The sequence below is a fragment of the Acinetobacter sp. AL9 genome (genome assembly GCF_041464035.1).
GTDB classification, from domain to species: Bacteria; Pseudomonadota; Gammaproteobacteria; order Pseudomonadales; family Moraxellaceae; genus Acinetobacter; species Acinetobacter towneri.
The window spans coordinates 34187-49615 of sequence record NZ_JAYFSK010000016.1; the positions used below are offsets into that span (position 1 = coordinate 34187).

16 protein-coding genes and 1 pseudogene are annotated in these 15429 nt (G+C 42.1%); 11 read left to right on the forward strand and 6 right to left on the reverse strand.

Going from position 1 to position 15429, the window contains the following annotated elements; translation table 11 throughout:
- Window positions 1-170: 170 nt before the first annotated feature.
- From ACEO2X_RS05865 to ACEO2X_RS05885, 5 genes are all read left to right on the forward strand, one after another.
- Window positions 171-1103, forward strand: a complete 933-nt coding sequence (locus tag ACEO2X_RS05865) for a rhodanese-related sulfurtransferase (protein WP_104853141.1) — start codon at window positions 171-173, stop codon at window positions 1101-1103.
- 342 nt (window positions 1104-1445) lie between these two features.
- Entirely contained in the window at window positions 1446-1733 is a 288-nt protein-coding gene (locus ACEO2X_RS05870; RefSeq protein WP_004972238.1) for a hypothetical protein, read from the forward strand.
- Window positions 1734-1808: 75 nt separating this feature from the next.
- Window positions 1809-2423, forward strand: coding sequence for a DedA family protein (locus tag ACEO2X_RS05875; protein WP_004972240.1), 615 nt, complete (start codon window positions 1809-1811; stop codon window positions 2421-2423).
- Between the two features lie 48 nt (window positions 2424-2471).
- A complete protein-coding gene (locus ACEO2X_RS05880; protein ID WP_004972241.1) occupies window positions 2472-2888 on the forward strand; it encodes an ABZJ_00895 family protein in 417 nt (138 codons plus the stop codon).
- A 225-nt stretch (window positions 2889-3113) separates the two neighbouring features.
- The gene (locus tag ACEO2X_RS05885; RefSeq protein WP_131260684.1) at window positions 3114-3656 is read left to right on the forward strand and encodes a hypothetical protein; all 543 of its coding nucleotides are present in this window, start codon (window positions 3114-3116) and stop codon (window positions 3654-3656) included.
- Between the two features lie 105 nt (window positions 3657-3761).
- On the opposite strand, the gene ACEO2X_RS05890 is transcribed toward ACEO2X_RS05885, so the two are convergent.
- Together ACEO2X_RS05890 and ACEO2X_RS05895 are read right to left on the reverse strand one after the other, a co-directional pair.
- A complete protein-coding gene (locus tag ACEO2X_RS05890) occupies window positions 3762-4286 on the reverse strand; it encodes a YecA family protein (protein ID WP_004972244.1) in 525 nt (174 codons plus the stop codon).
- A gap of 68 nt (window positions 4287-4354) precedes the next feature.
- The gene (locus ACEO2X_RS05895) at window positions 4355-4564 is read right to left on the reverse strand and encodes a PA3496 family putative envelope integrity protein (RefSeq protein ID WP_004972246.1); all 210 of its coding nucleotides are present in this window, start codon (window positions 4562-4564) and stop codon (window positions 4355-4357) included.
- A gap of 373 nt (window positions 4565-4937) precedes the next feature.
- Between ACEO2X_RS05895 and rpoD the strand changes: the two genes are divergently transcribed.
- The 6 genes from rpoD to ACEO2X_RS05925 all read left to right on the forward strand — a co-directional run bounded on the left by rpoD (window position 4938) and on the right by ACEO2X_RS05925 (window position 11497).
- Entirely contained in the window at window positions 4938-6824 is a 1887-nt protein-coding gene (rpoD, locus tag ACEO2X_RS05900; RefSeq protein ID WP_004972247.1) for an RNA polymerase sigma factor RpoD, read from the forward strand.
- Window positions 6825-6937: 113 nt separating this feature from the next.
- The gene (locus ACEO2X_RS05905; RefSeq protein WP_004972250.1) at window positions 6938-7231 is read left to right on the forward strand and encodes a YbeD family protein; all 294 of its coding nucleotides are present in this window, start codon (window positions 6938-6940) and stop codon (window positions 7229-7231) included.
- 152 nt (window positions 7232-7383) lie between these two features.
- The gene (gene lipB, locus ACEO2X_RS05910) at window positions 7384-8040 is read left to right on the forward strand and encodes a lipoyl(octanoyl) transferase LipB (protein ID WP_004972253.1); all 657 of its coding nucleotides are present in this window, start codon (window positions 7384-7386) and stop codon (window positions 8038-8040) included.
- Window positions 8041-8115: 75 nt separating this feature from the next.
- Complete coding sequence (locus ACEO2X_RS05915) at window positions 8116-8649, forward strand: hypothetical protein (protein ID WP_371971218.1); 534 nt, start codon at window positions 8116-8118, stop codon at window positions 8647-8649.
- Window position 8650: 1 nt separating this feature from the next.
- Window positions 8651-9835 (forward strand): iron-containing alcohol dehydrogenase, encoded by a 1185-nt coding sequence (locus ACEO2X_RS05920; RefSeq protein WP_371971220.1) that lies wholly within the window; start codon window positions 8651-8653, stop codon window positions 9833-9835.
- 267 nt (window positions 9836-10102) lie between these two features.
- The gene (locus tag ACEO2X_RS05925; RefSeq protein WP_178866175.1) at window positions 10103-11497 is read left to right on the forward strand and encodes an APC family permease; all 1395 of its coding nucleotides are present in this window, start codon (window positions 10103-10105) and stop codon (window positions 11495-11497) included.
- A 194-nt stretch (window positions 11498-11691) separates the two neighbouring features.
- Here the strand turns inward: ACEO2X_RS05925 and ACEO2X_RS05930 are convergent, their stop codons facing one another.
- From ACEO2X_RS05930 to ACEO2X_RS05945, 4 genes and pseudogenes are all read right to left on the reverse strand, one after another.
- Window positions 11692-12171, reverse strand: a complete 480-nt coding sequence (locus ACEO2X_RS05930) for a tRNA (cytidine(34)-2'-O)-methyltransferase (protein WP_136144597.1) — start codon at window positions 12169-12171, stop codon at window positions 11692-11694.
- 92 nt (window positions 12172-12263) lie between these two features.
- On the reverse strand, window positions 12264-13634 hold the full coding sequence (gene cysG / locus ACEO2X_RS05935) for a siroheme synthase CysG (RefSeq protein ID WP_131260688.1): 1371 nt from the start codon (window positions 13632-13634) through the stop codon (window positions 12264-12266).
- Window positions 13635-13697: 63 nt separating this feature from the next.
- Window positions 13698-14969, reverse strand: a complete 1272-nt coding sequence (gene serS / locus ACEO2X_RS05940; RefSeq protein WP_104853137.1) for a serine--tRNA ligase — start codon at window positions 14967-14969, stop codon at window positions 13698-13700.
- Window positions 14970-15089: 120 nt separating this feature from the next.
- Window positions 15090-15302, reverse strand: a pseudogene (locus ACEO2X_RS05945) (RsiV family protein); the annotation flags it as partial.
- Between the last annotated feature and the right edge of the window lie 127 nt (window positions 15303-15429).

The window sequence follows — 15429 nt, forward strand, 5'->3', positions numbered from 1 at the left end:
ACAACATTCTTCTTTGAAACGAGTGGCATCATACCCCGTTCTGCTACATTTTTAAAATGTTGTGTCGTGCTTTAAAAACCATGTACCGCACTCGGTTTTCTCGCATATTCACACAAAGCAGGTTAGAATATGCGCCTTAAATTTTTGTCTTTCATCTATTGGAGTACTCCATGAACGCTACTGTAGAACAGCTTGCACCTGTAGAACAGCCAGCGACCACGACTTGGGTTGTTGCCGCACTTTATCAATTCAAAGAAGTTGCAGATCCTGCCGATCTTCAACAACGCTTATTAGATTTGGTAAATTCAATCAACCTTTGCGGTACTCTTATTGTGGCAGGTGAAGGCATTAATGGAACTGTAGCGGGTGATCGTGCCGCGATTGATCAAGTTCACCAATTTCTGTTGAATGAAGGCTTTACTACAATGGAATACAAAGAGTCGCACAGCTCTGAAAAGCCATTCCGTAAAATGAAAATCAAGCTGAAAAAAGAAATTGTGACTTTGGGTGTAGAAGTAAAACCACGTGATTTAGTCGGTCACTACCTAGACCCGAAAGAATGGAATGAACTGATTGCCCGTGACGATGTCATTCTGATTGATACCCGTAATGACTATGAATACAAAGCAGGAACGTTTAAGGGCGCAATTGACCCGAAAACTGAAACGTTCCGTGAATTTCCAGAATATGTGAAACAAAACCTAGAACAGCATAAAGATAAAAAAATTGCGATGTTCTGCACAGGCGGGATTCGTTGTGAGAAATCGACCTCTTTATTGTTGCAAGAAGGTTTTACCGAGGTTTATCACTTAAAAGGTGGCGTACTTAAATACTTAGAAGAAACACCAGCAGATGAAAGCTTATGGGAAGGTGAATGTTTCGTATTTGATGGCCGTACTGCGGTGACACATGGTATGCAAGAAGGTCAAAACACCAAATGTCATGCTTGCGGTTGGCCATTACTGCCTGAAGAAGTTGAATTACCAAGCTATGAACACGGCGTATCTTGTGTGTACTGTATTGATAAAACCAGTGAGAAACAAAAAGAAGGTTTCCGTATGCGCCAATCACAAATTGCCGCAGCTAAACGTAAACGTCTGTAATCCGTACAGGCTCATACACATCAACAAGGTCTAACAAAAGCCATGTTGATGTTGTATCGACCACTCTAATCATATTGTAAAAGTCCTCATCCAGTATGGGGATTTTTTATGTCTACATATATGCTTCACGCAAGATTACATAGAACATAAAAATACAACGCTTGTTTACCAAGCATTGCGCAATATCCCCAGATTGGGTGATAGCATTCAATCAAAATAAGCCACAAAATCTGTGGCTATATTGGTGCAGATGTTTAGCACAAACTCAACATCTCCCATAACCCAAAATTCAAGGATCGTTATGTATTCCTAAATTTATATGCCACAATCAGGAGTGACGCTATGCCTAAAACAACAATTTCAAATTCAATGCACACACTACGTTTTACGCCTGTAAAATCTGTGACTGCTGCGCATAGCACAACAATGCAAGATTGTTTGGAACATGAGTCACATACTTTTATTGTGGCTTTAGGTGCAATTTTAGGCGGTATTATTGCAGCATTTGTGGGCTACCATCTGCAAGCGCATTTCTTGAATTACGCCCTGCTCTGTGCCATTCCTATACTTGTGGCATATAGCTTAAGACGTGTATATATCTATACCCTGACCCATGCAGAGCTTGATTAAGTCTAAATTGCGCAAGACTTTACTGTTCGTCCAATACTGCTTAGGATAGAAGCACTTTTCTAAAGCACAACTTGCATGAACTTAACTGAATGGATTATTTCCATTATGGAACAACTGGGCTACCTTGGTATTGCCCTGTTAATGTTTCTGGATAATGTTTTTCCACCCGTTCCTTCTGAAATTATTATGCCCTCTGCAGGCTATTCTGCATCGCAAGGGCAATTACTGCTATTGGGTGTCATCATTGCAGGCTGTATCGGCTCGTTGTTCGCAGCGGCAGTGTTATATTGGGTAGGTTATCGCTGCAAACATGAAAGTATTTACCACTGGGTCAATCGCTACGGTAAATATCTATGGATTAAAGAACAAGACGTCCGAAACTCCCTGCATTGGTTTGAACAATATGGACATCGGATTGTATTTTTTGGGCGCATGATTCCCGCTATTCGTTCTCTCATCAGTATTCCTGCAGGCATGAGCCACATGCCATTTTGGAAATTTATGTTTTATAGTGGTTTAGGCACAATAATTTGGACCACTTTTTTAGCTTGCGTGGGTTATTATTTTGGTGAAAACCAACAATTGATGCAGCAAATTTTCAGTCAGGTCAGCCATGTCATTATAGGCTTGGTGCTCTTAGTCATCGCAATTATTTTATACCGTAGGCATCGCCGTAAAATGCGTGACTAATGCTTGTGTTGCTGCGCAATTGAATCAATTTTTTGGGGAAAATCAGACATGAAACCATATTTATTATTTTTTGCTGCGGTTTACAGTATTACGCTGGTCTTACTCATTACCGTATTGATTTTTGGTCTGAACTTAGGTGGCTTGACCTTGCTCCCTGCATTAATTGCCGCAGCATTCATTAGCGCAGGACATTTTGTCAAAAAAGAACAACGCTTACCGAGCAGTGATGAAAAAATTCAACTGGTTTGGGGCTCAAGTGCGGTGGCAATTATTATTGGTAGCTTCTTTGTGTTTTTCTTGGTGCTGATGAATCCGAATGCAGAAGCCATTTTAAAAGCTGCAGATAAAGCAGGACTAGCACTGGCTGCGGTGGTGATGCTGTGTTTGATTGCGATTCATGGTGCAGTTTTTCATGTTGCCTATGGTTGGTATGCGAACCGTTATTATCAAAAAAAGTACTTATAAGCTTACCTAAAGTACGTATTTCACACTGAACCGCAACATCAAACACTTAAAATCAACATCAGGCTGATATATCACACATAAATTTACGTCTGACATGCGCTGTAACTGAAATGCATTCTGAATAGGCTATAAGCCTACATTGTAGCAGCGTAGATTAAGCCTATTCATAGCGATTTATGAATATAGGAACGCTATAACGCATACAAAGATAAAAAGGTGATTCGAATGTCAGATTTTGAACGCAATGAAAAAATTGACCGTGATGTGGTTAAGAACTTACCAAAAGAAGAACGTGATCGCTTAAATGCCGATCCAATTACAGGAGAACCTGGTGCACACCCTGTCGGTACTGGTTTAGGTGCTGTTGGCGGTGCGGCTACTGGTGCAACAGTAGGTGCGCTGGGTGGTCCAGTAGGTGCTGTGGTCGGTGGTGCTGTAGGCGCTGTAGTGGGTGGTTTGGCAGGTAAAGGTGCAGCAGAAGTTGTGAACCCTACCGAAGAAGAAGCTTACTGGCGTACCAATAGCTTAAATACAACCTACTTTACAGAAACACGCAACCATTATCATGATTTAGATTATGATCGTGACTATCAAAATGCCTATCGCATTGGTTATGAAAACCGCCCACATTATGATACGCACACACGTTTCGAAGATGTTGAGCCCGATCTAAGAAGCAAATGGGGGCAAATTAAAGGTAGTTCACGCTTAACGTGGGAACAAGCTAAATTTGCTGTCAAAGATGCTTGGGATCGTGCGACACGCTAATTGGTAACATGATCATTGAAGCGCCATAATAAAAAACGCACTGCGATTTGCGCAGTGCGTTTTTTTTATGAGGATTACATATTACACAATATGTAAACCAAGCCATTAATCAGGCGTGTGGTACATCAAATATAATTCATTCAGGTTTTCAGGAATTTCTTCTGCAATTTCGTCCATTAACTGACCATTGCGACGGAAAGATTCCATTTGTGGATCTTCTTCATCAATGCCGCTAAACACCATCATTGGCAAAGTTAAATCAACCAATTGCTCTTCAAATTCAGGCGTAAACCATGCTTCTTCGTTTAAGAACATCGCATCGACAAAGCCAACGCTCCAATCACCCAAACTTGAATCAACTTCTGCTTCTTCAATTTCAAATGGAAACTCAATGCCTTCTTCATTGGCTAAACTTTGGCGAATGCTTTCTAACCAAGCCTGAATTTGCGCAATAATTTCAGCAGGCACTTTCTTTTGGTTGCCTTCAAACAATTCATTTAACCATGGGTCAAATTGAGGTCCAACTGCAATGGCACACAAGAAACCATGCGTTGCAGCGAAGTCTAGACCATACTCGTTTTGGTCACCATCTAGATATTCACTTAACAGGTCTAAATCTAAAGCAGTCATTTCAAATCCATCGGTGTCAATTTAGGGGTGTAGCATAGCATTTTCAATGCCAGATACAGTACCTGATTTTAGTCATCTTCATCGTCAAAATCGTCGTCATCGTCAAAATCATAATCAAAATCTTTGAGCTCACGTTCCAAACGACGTTGTGCGAGTAAATCATCAATCAAACGGCGCTTTTCTAAAGATTCTTTCGCGCTTATTTTGTTTGATGCCTCATCGAAATTAACATCATCATCACCGTAGTTATCATCTAGTTCAAAATCTGTAGAAGACACTAAAACTACCTCAGAATGAAAAAATGTGAAGGGTCTAGCCGCTATTTATCTGCCTTTATAAATATTGTCAAGTTTTATTTATTTTTTTCAAAAAACTGCAACATAGACAGCTTGCAACATTGCGGCAAATTTGTGTATTTATGAACAAGTTAGTATCATTATTTGAGATTCGCCCCAATCATAAAAATATTTTGCGGGCAAAAAGGAAATTGACTTGAAAAACAGTAATGAAGCCCCATATTCCTATCACATTCTTCATTCAAACATCATTTTAAAATCATGCTTGATTGATCAATTCACCCCCTATTTAAAGCGAATTGTGCTATCATGCACGGTTTTTCACTGCCACAGATTCAACGAAGAGTAAGCAAAGATGAGCGATATGAATTCCCCTACTTCGCAAGTAGCGGCTCTGATTAGCCGAGGCAAAGAGCAAGGTTACCTAACTTACGCTGAGGTTAACGATCATCTCCCGGACTCAATCACAGAAAGCGAGCAGATTGAAGACATTATTCAAATGCTTCAAGACGTCGGTATTCCTGTGCATGAACGTGCGCCTGAATCTGATGATGCAATGTTCGAGGATAATGCGGAAGCTGCCGACGAAGTTGCTGAAGAAGAAGCTGCAGCGGTACTTGCCTCTGTAGAAAATGAGCCTGGTCGCACCACAGACCCTGTGCGTATGTATATGCGTGAAATGGGTACGGTTGAGCTGTTAACGCGTGAAGGTGAAATTAGCATTGCGAAACGTATTGAAGAAGGGATTCGCGATGTACTTCACTCGATTGCCTACTGGCCAAACGCAGTGCAAGTGGTACTGCAAGAATATAAAGATTATGAAGCAGGCGAACGTCGCCTTGCCGATATTTTATCAGGTTATTTAGACCCTGAAACCGATGAAGAAATTCCAGAAGTTTTAGAAGACGAAGCCGATTTAGACAAAGAAGAAGACACCAGCAACAAACCAACCAAAGACGTCAAACTTGATGATGACGATGAGGAAGAAGAAGCTGAAGCCGAAGAAGAATCTGAAGCAGATTCAGGTCCAGACCCAGAAATTGCAAGAATGCGTTTTGGTGAATTGGAACAGGCTTATCTTGCAAAAATTGCTGCCATTGAAAAACATGGTCGTGAAAGTGCCGAAGCTCAAGAGGCTTTAGAAGCTTTAGCGACTGTATTCATGATGTTTAAATTTACGCCACGTTTATTCGATATTATTTCGGAAATGATTCGTGGTACACATGAACAAATTCGTACTGCTGAACGTGAAGTGATGCGTTATGCGGTGCGTCGTGGTCGTATGGATCGTACTCAATTCCGTACCTCATTCCCAGGTCAGGAATCTAACTTTGCTTGGTTAGACGAGCACATTGCCAAAGCACCTGCCGACCAAAAAGGCTATTTGGAAAAAGTACGTCCAGATATTTTGGCGTTCCAACAAAAAATTGCCGACATTGAAAAAGAGTTAGGCTTAGATGTTAAAGGCATCAAAGAAATTTCTAAGCGTATGGCAGTAGGCGAAGCCAAAGCCCGTCGTGCGAAAAAAGAAATGGTTGAAGCCAACTTGCGTCTGGTTATTTCGATTGCAAAAAAATACACCAACCGTGGTTTACAATTCCTAGACTTGATTCAGGAAGGTAACATCGGCTTGATGAAAGCGGTAGACAAGTTCGAATACCGTCGTGGTTATAAGTTCTCGACTTATGCAACATGGTGGATTCGTCAGGCGATTACTCGTTCTATTGCCGACCAAGCGCGTACCATTCGTATTCCAGTACACATGATCGAAACCATTAACAAGATCAACCGTGTATCGCGTCAATTGCTTCAGGAAATGGGTCGTGAACCGACTCCAGAAGAATTAGGCGAACGCTTGGAAATGGATGAAGTTAAAGTTCGTAAAGTTCTGAAAATTGCCAAAGAGCCGATTTCTATGGAAACGCCAATTGGTGATGATGAAGATTCACATTTGGGTGACTTCATTGAGGACAGCAACATCACCTCACCTGTTGATGCGGCAACCTCTGAAGGCTTAAAAGAAGCGACCCGTGAAGTGCTTGAAAACTTGACTGAACGTGAAGCCAAAGTTCTGAAAATGCGTTTTGGTATTGATATGCCAACCGATCATACTTTGGAAGAAGTTGGGAAGCAGTTTGATGTGACCCGTGAACGTATCCGTCAGATTGAAGCCAAAGCCTTACGTAAACTTCGTCACCCTTCTCGTTCTGAACACTTACGCTCGTTCTTGGAAAATGACTAAGATTGCTGCATAAATGAGCTATTGAAATTTTTAAATTCAGCCTCATTTATTCAACAAGACAAAAAACGCCTGCCCTATGCAGGCGTTTGATATAGAGATAGAGACACACGCTTATGACGTTATTCAACCGTACCCCATCTCGTGAACTACAAGAGCATCTTTGGGTGTTTCCAATGGATTACCCAATTAAACTCATTGGTGACGCGGGTGATGAACTGCGTATTGCTGTGCTTGAAATTTTAGTGAAGCACTTCCCTGAGTTTGATGCACAAAGCATCAGCATTACCCCATCACGCACAGGCAAGTATCATTCAATTACAGCACAATTGCGTTTTGAAGAATTGGAACAAGTGCATGCCATTTATGCAGATTTGGCAGCTTGCCCACTGATTAAAACTGCATTGTAATTTTGTAGATTGATTTTCAAATAACACGCTTTCGGGCGTGTTTTTTGTTTCTGCGCTGCCAAAATCTTATTCAATCCACAAATCCCCTACAGCCGCCACATTTTCGTATAATAAAATCAATTTCTTGCTTTTATGGATAGGACTGCATCACTGTGGATACTGCACAACGGCCAAACCTGATTATTCGTCAATATCATGACCTGACTGACTATCAAGCTCGCTTTCAGGAAATGAAAGACTGGACTGAACAACGTGATGCAGACAGCCCTGACCAACTCTGGATTTTGCAACATCCGAATGTACTGACCCAAGGGCAAGCAGGCAAAGCCGAACATATTTTAATGGCGACAGATATTCCTGTGGTACAGACTGATCGTGGTGGTCAAGTCACATGGCATGGCCCAGGCCAATTGGTCGCCTACTTCATGTTTGACCTGAACCGTTTAGGCTGGAATGTCCGTACTTTGGTATCTTATGCTGAAAACTTGATGATTGAGCTGCTTAAAAAATACGGCATTGAAGCCTATGCCAAAGCCGATGCACCGGGGGTATATGTCAATGAACGGAAAATTGGCTCACTTGGTTTTAAAATTCGTAAAGGCCGTAGTTATCACGGTTTAGCCCTCAATATTGATTGTGACTTGACTGGTTTTCAAAGTATCAACCCTTGCGGCTATGCAGGTTTGGAAATGGTACGTGTGATGGATTTAGTCAATGACTATCCACATTTTGAAAACTTCTGCGCAGATATCATTGAAACTTTACAAAACAGCGGTTACTTTAATGACGTTCAAGTCATTCACGTATAAATGGCTTTCTTTTCAATAAGAAATAAAATAGAGTATTTACTCTAAATAATGATTTATAACACAGGGATTCAGCGCGTGATTTCAACTAAATCTGTGAAACCCGCTTTGCAACTGGCCTATGTCAAACTCATGATGGATGTGATTGGCAGAGGTTTAGTCATGGCAAGTCAGGTCGATGAAGAAATTAAACAAGAAGTTGCCAAATTTCCCAGCAACTTTGTGTTGTCTATGAAAGTTTTTCCGAATGGTCCAGCCTTTGTTGCCAAAGTCACTGCAGATCATCAATTAGAACTGTTACAGAATACGGCACAAAAACCCGATTTAACCATTACCTTCAAACACTTAAATCATGCATTTTTAGTGTTTTCATTTCAGGAAAGTACCGCACAGGCCTTTGCGCATGACCGCATGATTGCCGATGGTGATGTGTCTTATGCAATTCGCTTGGTACGTTGCCTGAATAAAATGGAAGCACTGATCTTGCCTAAATTACTGGCAGAACTGGCGGTAAAACAATATCCGACTGAACTCAGCTTAAAAGAAAAACTATCAGGTGCAGCCAATATCTATCTAAAAGTTACCCAATCTTATTTCAAACGGAGTGCATAACATGGCGAAGCCTTATTACGAATTTTTTTGCCCAGTCAAAGTCATTGCAGGTCATGCCGCGCTTGAACATATTCCGTTTGAATTGGCGACACTCGGTTCGCAGCGTCCAATGATCATTACCGACAAAGGTGTGCGTTCCAACAATTTGCTTGCACCGATTGAAGCGGCTTTTGAATCTACCGATGCCGTGATTGGCTATGTTTTTGATGATGTCCCGCAAGATTCAAGTGTGGCAACAGTGCGTCGTGCGGCACAGTTGTACCGTGAAAATAACTGTGATGCCATTATCGCGGTGGGTGGCGGTTCAGTCATTGACACTTCTAAAGCCACCAATATTTTAGTCAGCGAGGGCGGTGATGACTTATTGCAATATTCAGGTGCGCATAACTTACCACGCCCACTGAAACCTTTTTTTGTGATTCCAACCACATCAGGCACAGGTTCAGAAGTGACTATGGTTGCGGTGGTATCCGACACCGAAAAGAACGTCAAAATGCCATTTGCATCGTATTACTTAATGCCACATGCAGCCATTTTAGACTCACGTATGACGCAAACTTTGCCACCACATTTAACGGCAATGACGGCTATGGATGCCATGACGCACGCCATTGAAGCTTATAGTTGCATGGCAGCCAACCCAATTTCTGATGCTTATGCTACTGCAGCAATTAAAAAAATCAGCAATAACCTGTTCAATGTATTAGACAACCCAAGCGATGAACAAGGCCGTTTGGAACTGGCACAAGCATCGACTATGGCGGGCATTGCATTTTCAAATTCCATGGTTGGTTTAGTGCATTCCCTAGGTCATGCGTTGGGTGCTGTGGCACATTTGCCACATGGACTGTGCATGAATTTATTCTTGCCATACGTGTTGGAATACAACAAAGACGTCAATGCCGATAAAATTGCCGAGCTGCTATTACCGTTGGCAGGCGCAGACGTCTATGCGCAAACCCCTGCACATTTACGTGCCGATAAAACCGTTGCGACACTCTTAGCCATTCGTGACCGCTTATATGCACTGACCAAATTGCCACGCACTTTACAAGAAACTGGTAAAGTCAGCGAAGCACAATTAGATGAAGTCGCTGAAAAAGCCCTGAACGATGGTTCGATTATTTACAACCCGAAAGAAGCCAATTTAGAAGAACTCAAAGCCATCTTAAAAAAGGCTTGGTAATTCCTACAAAATAGGCGAACATAGCCGAAAATCTAGCCTGATGTTTTTCTAAACATCGGGCTTTTCATTGGTAGACTGCTGCGTCTGATGTTTTTTCATCAATATGGCGTTTTTTCTGCTAAAAAAGAAAGCAAAGATACTGACAAAGCGCGTCATTATGGAGTAGATTGGCGCGTTTTTACTTTTTATGTAGGGGGGATTGTTCGTCTCAAACAATCCTGAACAAACATGACTGATCCTTGATCAACGATTAAGAGGATAACGCCGTTGACAAATATCTCTGGGACTCAATCGGCAGCTAAACTGCAAAAAACGCTAGGACTCTGGCACATTATTATTATTGGTTTAGCCTACATTCAACCGATGACGTTATTCGACACTTTCGGCTTAGTATCGGAAGAAAGTCATTTTCACGTACCCACATCTTATATTTTTGCACTGGTTGCCATTCTTTTAACTTCTTTAAGTTATGGTCACATGATTCGTCGTTATCCTTCTTCTGGGTCGGCGTATACCTATGCACAAAAATCGATTCACCCCAACGTTGGTTTTATGGTGGGTTGGTCATCTTGGCTAGATTATTTACTCTCGCCAATGGTCAACATCATCTTGGCGGTGATTTATCTGGAAGCCTTATTCCCTGATGTGAATCACTGGATTTGGGTGGTGGTACTCACGGCATTTATGACGGGTGTCAACTTGCGTGGCGCGCGTTTTGTCGCCAACTTTAACAGTATGATCGTTTTGGTACAGTTGGTGGTCATTGGCGTATTTACATGGATGATGTACACCAAACTTCAGGCAGGCTTCAATGCCGATGGTCCAATTACTGCCGAGCAACGCTATCAGTTATGGAGCTTAGAACCTTTCTGGAATGAACTGACTTCGGTAGGCGCATTGATTACAGGTGCAACCCTACTCTGCTTTTCATTTACAGGTTTTGACTCACTCAGCTCGCTTGCAGAAGAAACCAAAGACACTGAAAAAACCTTACCGAAAGCAATGTTCTTAACTGCGCTAATTGCGGGTGTGATTTTTATTGTCAGCACCTATTTCATGCAGATTTTCTTCCCGAATGAACCAGGCAGCTACTTTAAAAATATTGCTGAAACACAGCCAGAAATTCTGCTCTTGGTCGGCGGCTCGTTGTTCCAGTCATATGTGCTTGCCTTTGCTATTGTAACGGTAATGGCATCGGGTATTTCGGCTCATGCGGGCGTATCGCGTTTAATGTACGTGATGGGTCGTGATGGCGTGATCAACAAAAAAATCTTTGGTCATATCAGCCCACGCAGCTATACACCTTCATACAATATTTTAATTGTAGGTGCTGTAGCGTTAACTGCTGGTTTTATGGACTTGGATTTTGTCATTTCATTAATCAGTTTTGGTGCCCTCACCGCATTTAGCTTTGTGAATTTATCGGTGATTTCACGTTACGCGCTACGTGATGGTCGTACCAAAGGCTTTAAAGACCTTCTCAATTTTGTGATCGTACCGTTGTGCGGCTTTATTGCAGTCTTTGCTTTATGGCTCGAAGTCGATGAAACTTCATTGAAGTATGGCTTATGGTGGGCAATGTTTGGGGTTTTATACCTCGGTTATAAAACCAAAGGCTTTAAACACCCTGCTCCGCAGCACAATGAGTTTGATGATCGCTAAGACAAATAGCATCACAACTTTAAGATCAGGCGCTTTATGCGCCTTTTCTTATGCCTCAAATGGATTGCAGCGTTAAATCAGCAAAATAGCGAAAACAAAAAAGCTGAGTACAGTTTTGTCTCAGCTTTTTATCTATCAATTGTACGCATTGATGCTAAAGATCGCATTAAATTTGAAATGAATTGATGCTCAAATTAGAGCAATGCTTTAAAACCTTGCTGACGCCATGCCTCATACACAATCACAGCCGTTGCATTAGACAAGTTTAAACTGCGTGAGTTTTCTGCCATGGGTAAACGAATCCAGTGCTGCTGCGGAAACAACATGCGTACTGCTTCTGGCAAACCACGTGTTTCAGGCCCCATCAACAAGGCAACAGGTCGGTTTAAATCCGAAGTATGTGGTGTTTCTGTACCTTTGGTGGTTAATGGATAAATCGCATCCAACCCCACGCCTTTGCTGTCTAAATTAGCCAAGCATTGCTCAAGATTGTCCCAAATTTGCATACGTGCCCATTCGTGATAATCTAAACCTGCACGTTTCAGCTTTTTATCATCCAACTCAAAACCTAATGGCTTAATCAAATGTAATTGCGCACCTGTATTGGCACACAAACGAATGATATTTCCTGTATTGGCTGGAATTTCAGGCTCATATAAAACAACGTGGATCACAAATTTTCTCTACTTTTCACAATCCCTCCCCAGCTCCCTTTAGAAAATGTAGGAACTCCCCTCTTTTTAAAAGAGGGGTTGGGGGAGATTCATTACCATTTCAACTGTTCACGTAAATTGACCACTTCACCAATAATGGTCAAGGTAGGCGCCTGAATGTGGTGCTGTGCGACTTTACTGGCAATATCCGCCAACGTCCCCACCACCACTTTTTGTTCAGGGGTCGTGCCTTTAGAAATTAAGGCGACAGGCATATCCGCCCGTTGTCCATGTGCAATCAGTTTTTCACAAATGCTTTCTAAGCCAACCAAGCCCATATACAGCACCAAAGTCTGGTGTTCATACACCAATTCTGACCACGGCAATTCAGGCGAACCTTCTTTTAAATGCCCAGTAAGGAAACGCACACTTTGCGCATAATCTCGATGAGTCAGTGGAATGCCTGCATAAGCCGAACAGCCCGAGGCTGCGGTGATGCCCGGTACGACCTGAAATGACACACCTGCTTCATACAATTCTTGAATTTCTTCACCGCCACGCCCAAAAATAAACGGATCGCCACCTTTTAAACGGCAAACTCGCTTACCTGCTTGTGCATATTTCACCAATAATGCATTGATGCCTTCTTGCGGTACAGCATGGTTAGAACGTGCTTTTCCGACATAGACTTTTTCGGCATCACGGCGACACAATTCTAAAATAGGTGCAGACACCAAACGATCATAAATCACCACATCGGCTTGCTGCATTAAACGCAAGGCTTTTAAGGTCAGTAACTCAGGATCACCTGGCCCTGCACCAACCAAATACACCTCGCCTTTCGGTGTTTGCCATTCCGCTAAAGCCTGTTGGATACTTTGGTTTGCAGCGTCAAGATTGTCGTTGAACACCTGTTCTTTAAGAGGACTGGCATATAGCTCCTCCCAAAAAATACGGCGCTCATCTGGATTTACAATTTTCTGTTTTACTGCGGCACGCCACTGACCTGAAAACTCTGCCAGTTTGCCCATACCATGCGGAATGGTACTTTCCAGTTGTGTACGAATTTGACGTGACAATACAGGCGATGTGCCATTACTCGCGACTGAAATCACCAAAGGCGAACGGTCAATGATGGCAGGCACCATAAAACGGCAATGTGGTGGATCATCAACACTATTGACCAGCACATTTTCGGCTTCGCAAGCTGCAAAAACTTGCTGATTGACCAAATTGTTATCCGTTGCAGCAATCACCAAACGATAGTGACGTAACGCAGTAGATGGACTAAAAACATCTTGCACATACTGCCCCTGACTTTGTTGCACCAGTTGCAATAAATTGACATCAATTTCAGGGGCAAGCACATCAACTTTTGCGCCCGCTTTAGCCAGTAACACCGCTTTGCGATAAGCAATATGCCCACCGCCCACAATCAGACAAGGTTGCTGCTGCAACTTTAACGAGATTGGAAAAATATCCACACTAAACCTCAATATTTAAATCTGATTGTAAGCAATTTCATCCTAAGTCGACCTGCACTCAACTTAGTCAATAAACTCTAAACCGCCCATGTACGGACGTAATACTGCAGGAATTTCAATCGAACCATCGGCACGTTGATAGTTTTCCATAACAGCCAATAAAGTACGTCCTACCGCCAAACCTGAACCGTTTAATGTATGCACAAATTCAGTTTTCTTTTGGTCGGCACGGTAGCGTGCTTTCATACGACGCGCTTGGAAATCCCCCATGTTTGAGCATGATGAAATTTCACGGTAAGTGTTTTGACTTGGCACCCAAACTTCTAAGTCATAGGTTTTGGTTGCGCCAAAGCCCATATCGCCACCACATAGAATAATTTTACGGTACGGTAAACCAAGTGCCTGCAAAATACCTTCTGCATGTCCAGTCAATTCTTCTAAAGCCTGCATTGAGGTTTCTGGTTTTACAATCTGCACCATTTCGACTTTATCAAATTGGTGTTGGCGGATTAAACCACGAGTATCGCGACCATAAGAACCTGCTTCGCTGCGGAAACAAGGGGTATGAGCGGCATATTTTAATGGCAAGCGTTCAGGATCAATGATTTCATCACGCACAAAGTTGGTTACTGGAACTTCGGCAGTTGGAATTAGATAGTATTCTTTTTCACCTTGTAGCTTGAACAAATCTTCTTCAAATTTAGGCAGCTGACCAGTACCACGCAATGAATCTGCATTGACCAAATACGGTACATACGCTTCGGTATAACCATTTTGAACAGTATGCGTATCTAACATGAACTGTGTAATCGCACGTTGTAAACGCGCCAATGGCCCTTTCAGAACGCTAAAACGAGAACCTGTTAATTTGGTTGCAGTTTCAAATTCCAAACCACCCATCATTTCGCCAAGGTCGGTATGATCTTTAATTTCAAAATCAAACTGGCGTGGTGTGCCCCATTTCAATACTTCCACATTATCAGCTTCATCTTTACCTTCAGGCACAGACTCATCTGGCAAGTTTGGAATAGACAATGATTTAGCTTCTAACTCATCTTGTAACTCTGCCAAAGCCACTTCAGCGGCTTTGATTTCATCGCCAATAGCAGCCATGCGAGCCATAATTTCAGAAGCATCACCACCTGCTTTTTTAATCTGACCGACTTGTTTTGCGCCCGAATTACGCTCTGCCTGTAATGCTTCGGTTTTAGATTGCAATTCTTTACGACGTGCTTCAAGTGCTGCCCACTCTGCCACATCTAATTGCACACCACGTTTTGCCAAGGCTAAATTTACAGCCTCAATATTATTTCTGAGTAATTTCGGGTCAATCATAGCCAATCTTGGAATAAGAAAAAAACTGGCTATAGTGTAAGCGCTTCGGGTTAAAAAATACAGTAACCCGATTCACGGCTGCACCTTATTACAGCAATCTCTGCGTATTTTTGTGCAATTTTATTGGCGAGGATACTGCGGCAAACTTGGCAAATATTCAGGCTTAATTAATTTTTCCGTCGCATAGTAAGGCAGAATCAACTCAGGCATACCTTCTGCATAAGATGCTAATTCATACAACGGATAGACAAAGACCAAACCATTAGCGCCATAATAAAAATTATCGCTCAATTTAAACTTTTCACGGGAAATATCATGTTCATTTAACCAATTTAGGACTTACGCATTGACGGATTCAAAAAAGTATTAAAATACTTTATAAAGTATCTGTGATCAGACGAATTAAACATGCTTCTACAGCAACTTGTACATTACCCATTTATATGGGCTTTCTCATGAC

Bases quoted from the DNA above. Each gene is read 5' to 3' on its own strand.
- ACEO2X_RS05870 (WP_004972238.1), top strand. From the start codon at position 1,446: ATGCCTAAAACAACAATTTCAAATTCAATGCACACACTACGTTTTACG.
- ACEO2X_RS05880 (WP_004972241.1), top strand. From the start codon at position 2,472: ATGAAACCATATTTATTATTTTTTGCTGCGGTTTACAGTATTACGCTG.
- rpoD (WP_004972247.1), top strand. From the start codon at position 4,938: ATGAGCGATATGAATTCCCCTACTTCGCAAGTAGCGGCTCTGATTAGC.
- ACEO2X_RS05920 (WP_371971220.1), top strand. From the start codon at position 8,651: ATGGCGAAGCCTTATTACGAATTTTTTTGCCCAGTCAAAGTCATTGCA.
- ACEO2X_RS05875 (WP_004972240.1), top strand. From the start codon at position 1,809: ATGAACTTAACTGAATGGATTATTTCCATTATGGAACAACTGGGCTAC.
- ACEO2X_RS05905 (WP_004972250.1), top strand. From the start codon at position 6,938: ATGACGTTATTCAACCGTACCCCATCTCGTGAACTACAAGAGCATCTT.
- serS (WP_104853137.1), bottom strand. From the start codon at position 14,969: ATGATTGACCCGAAATTACTCAGAAATAATATTGAGGCTGTAAATTTA.
- ACEO2X_RS05865 (WP_104853141.1), top strand. From the start codon at position 171: ATGAACGCTACTGTAGAACAGCTTGCACCTGTAGAACAGCCAGCGACC.
- ACEO2X_RS05890 (WP_004972244.1), bottom strand. From the start codon at position 4,286: ATGACTGCTTTAGATTTAGACCTGTTAAGTGAATATCTAGATGGTGAC.
- ACEO2X_RS05885 (WP_131260684.1), top strand. From the start codon at position 3,114: ATGTCAGATTTTGAACGCAATGAAAAAATTGACCGTGATGTGGTTAAG.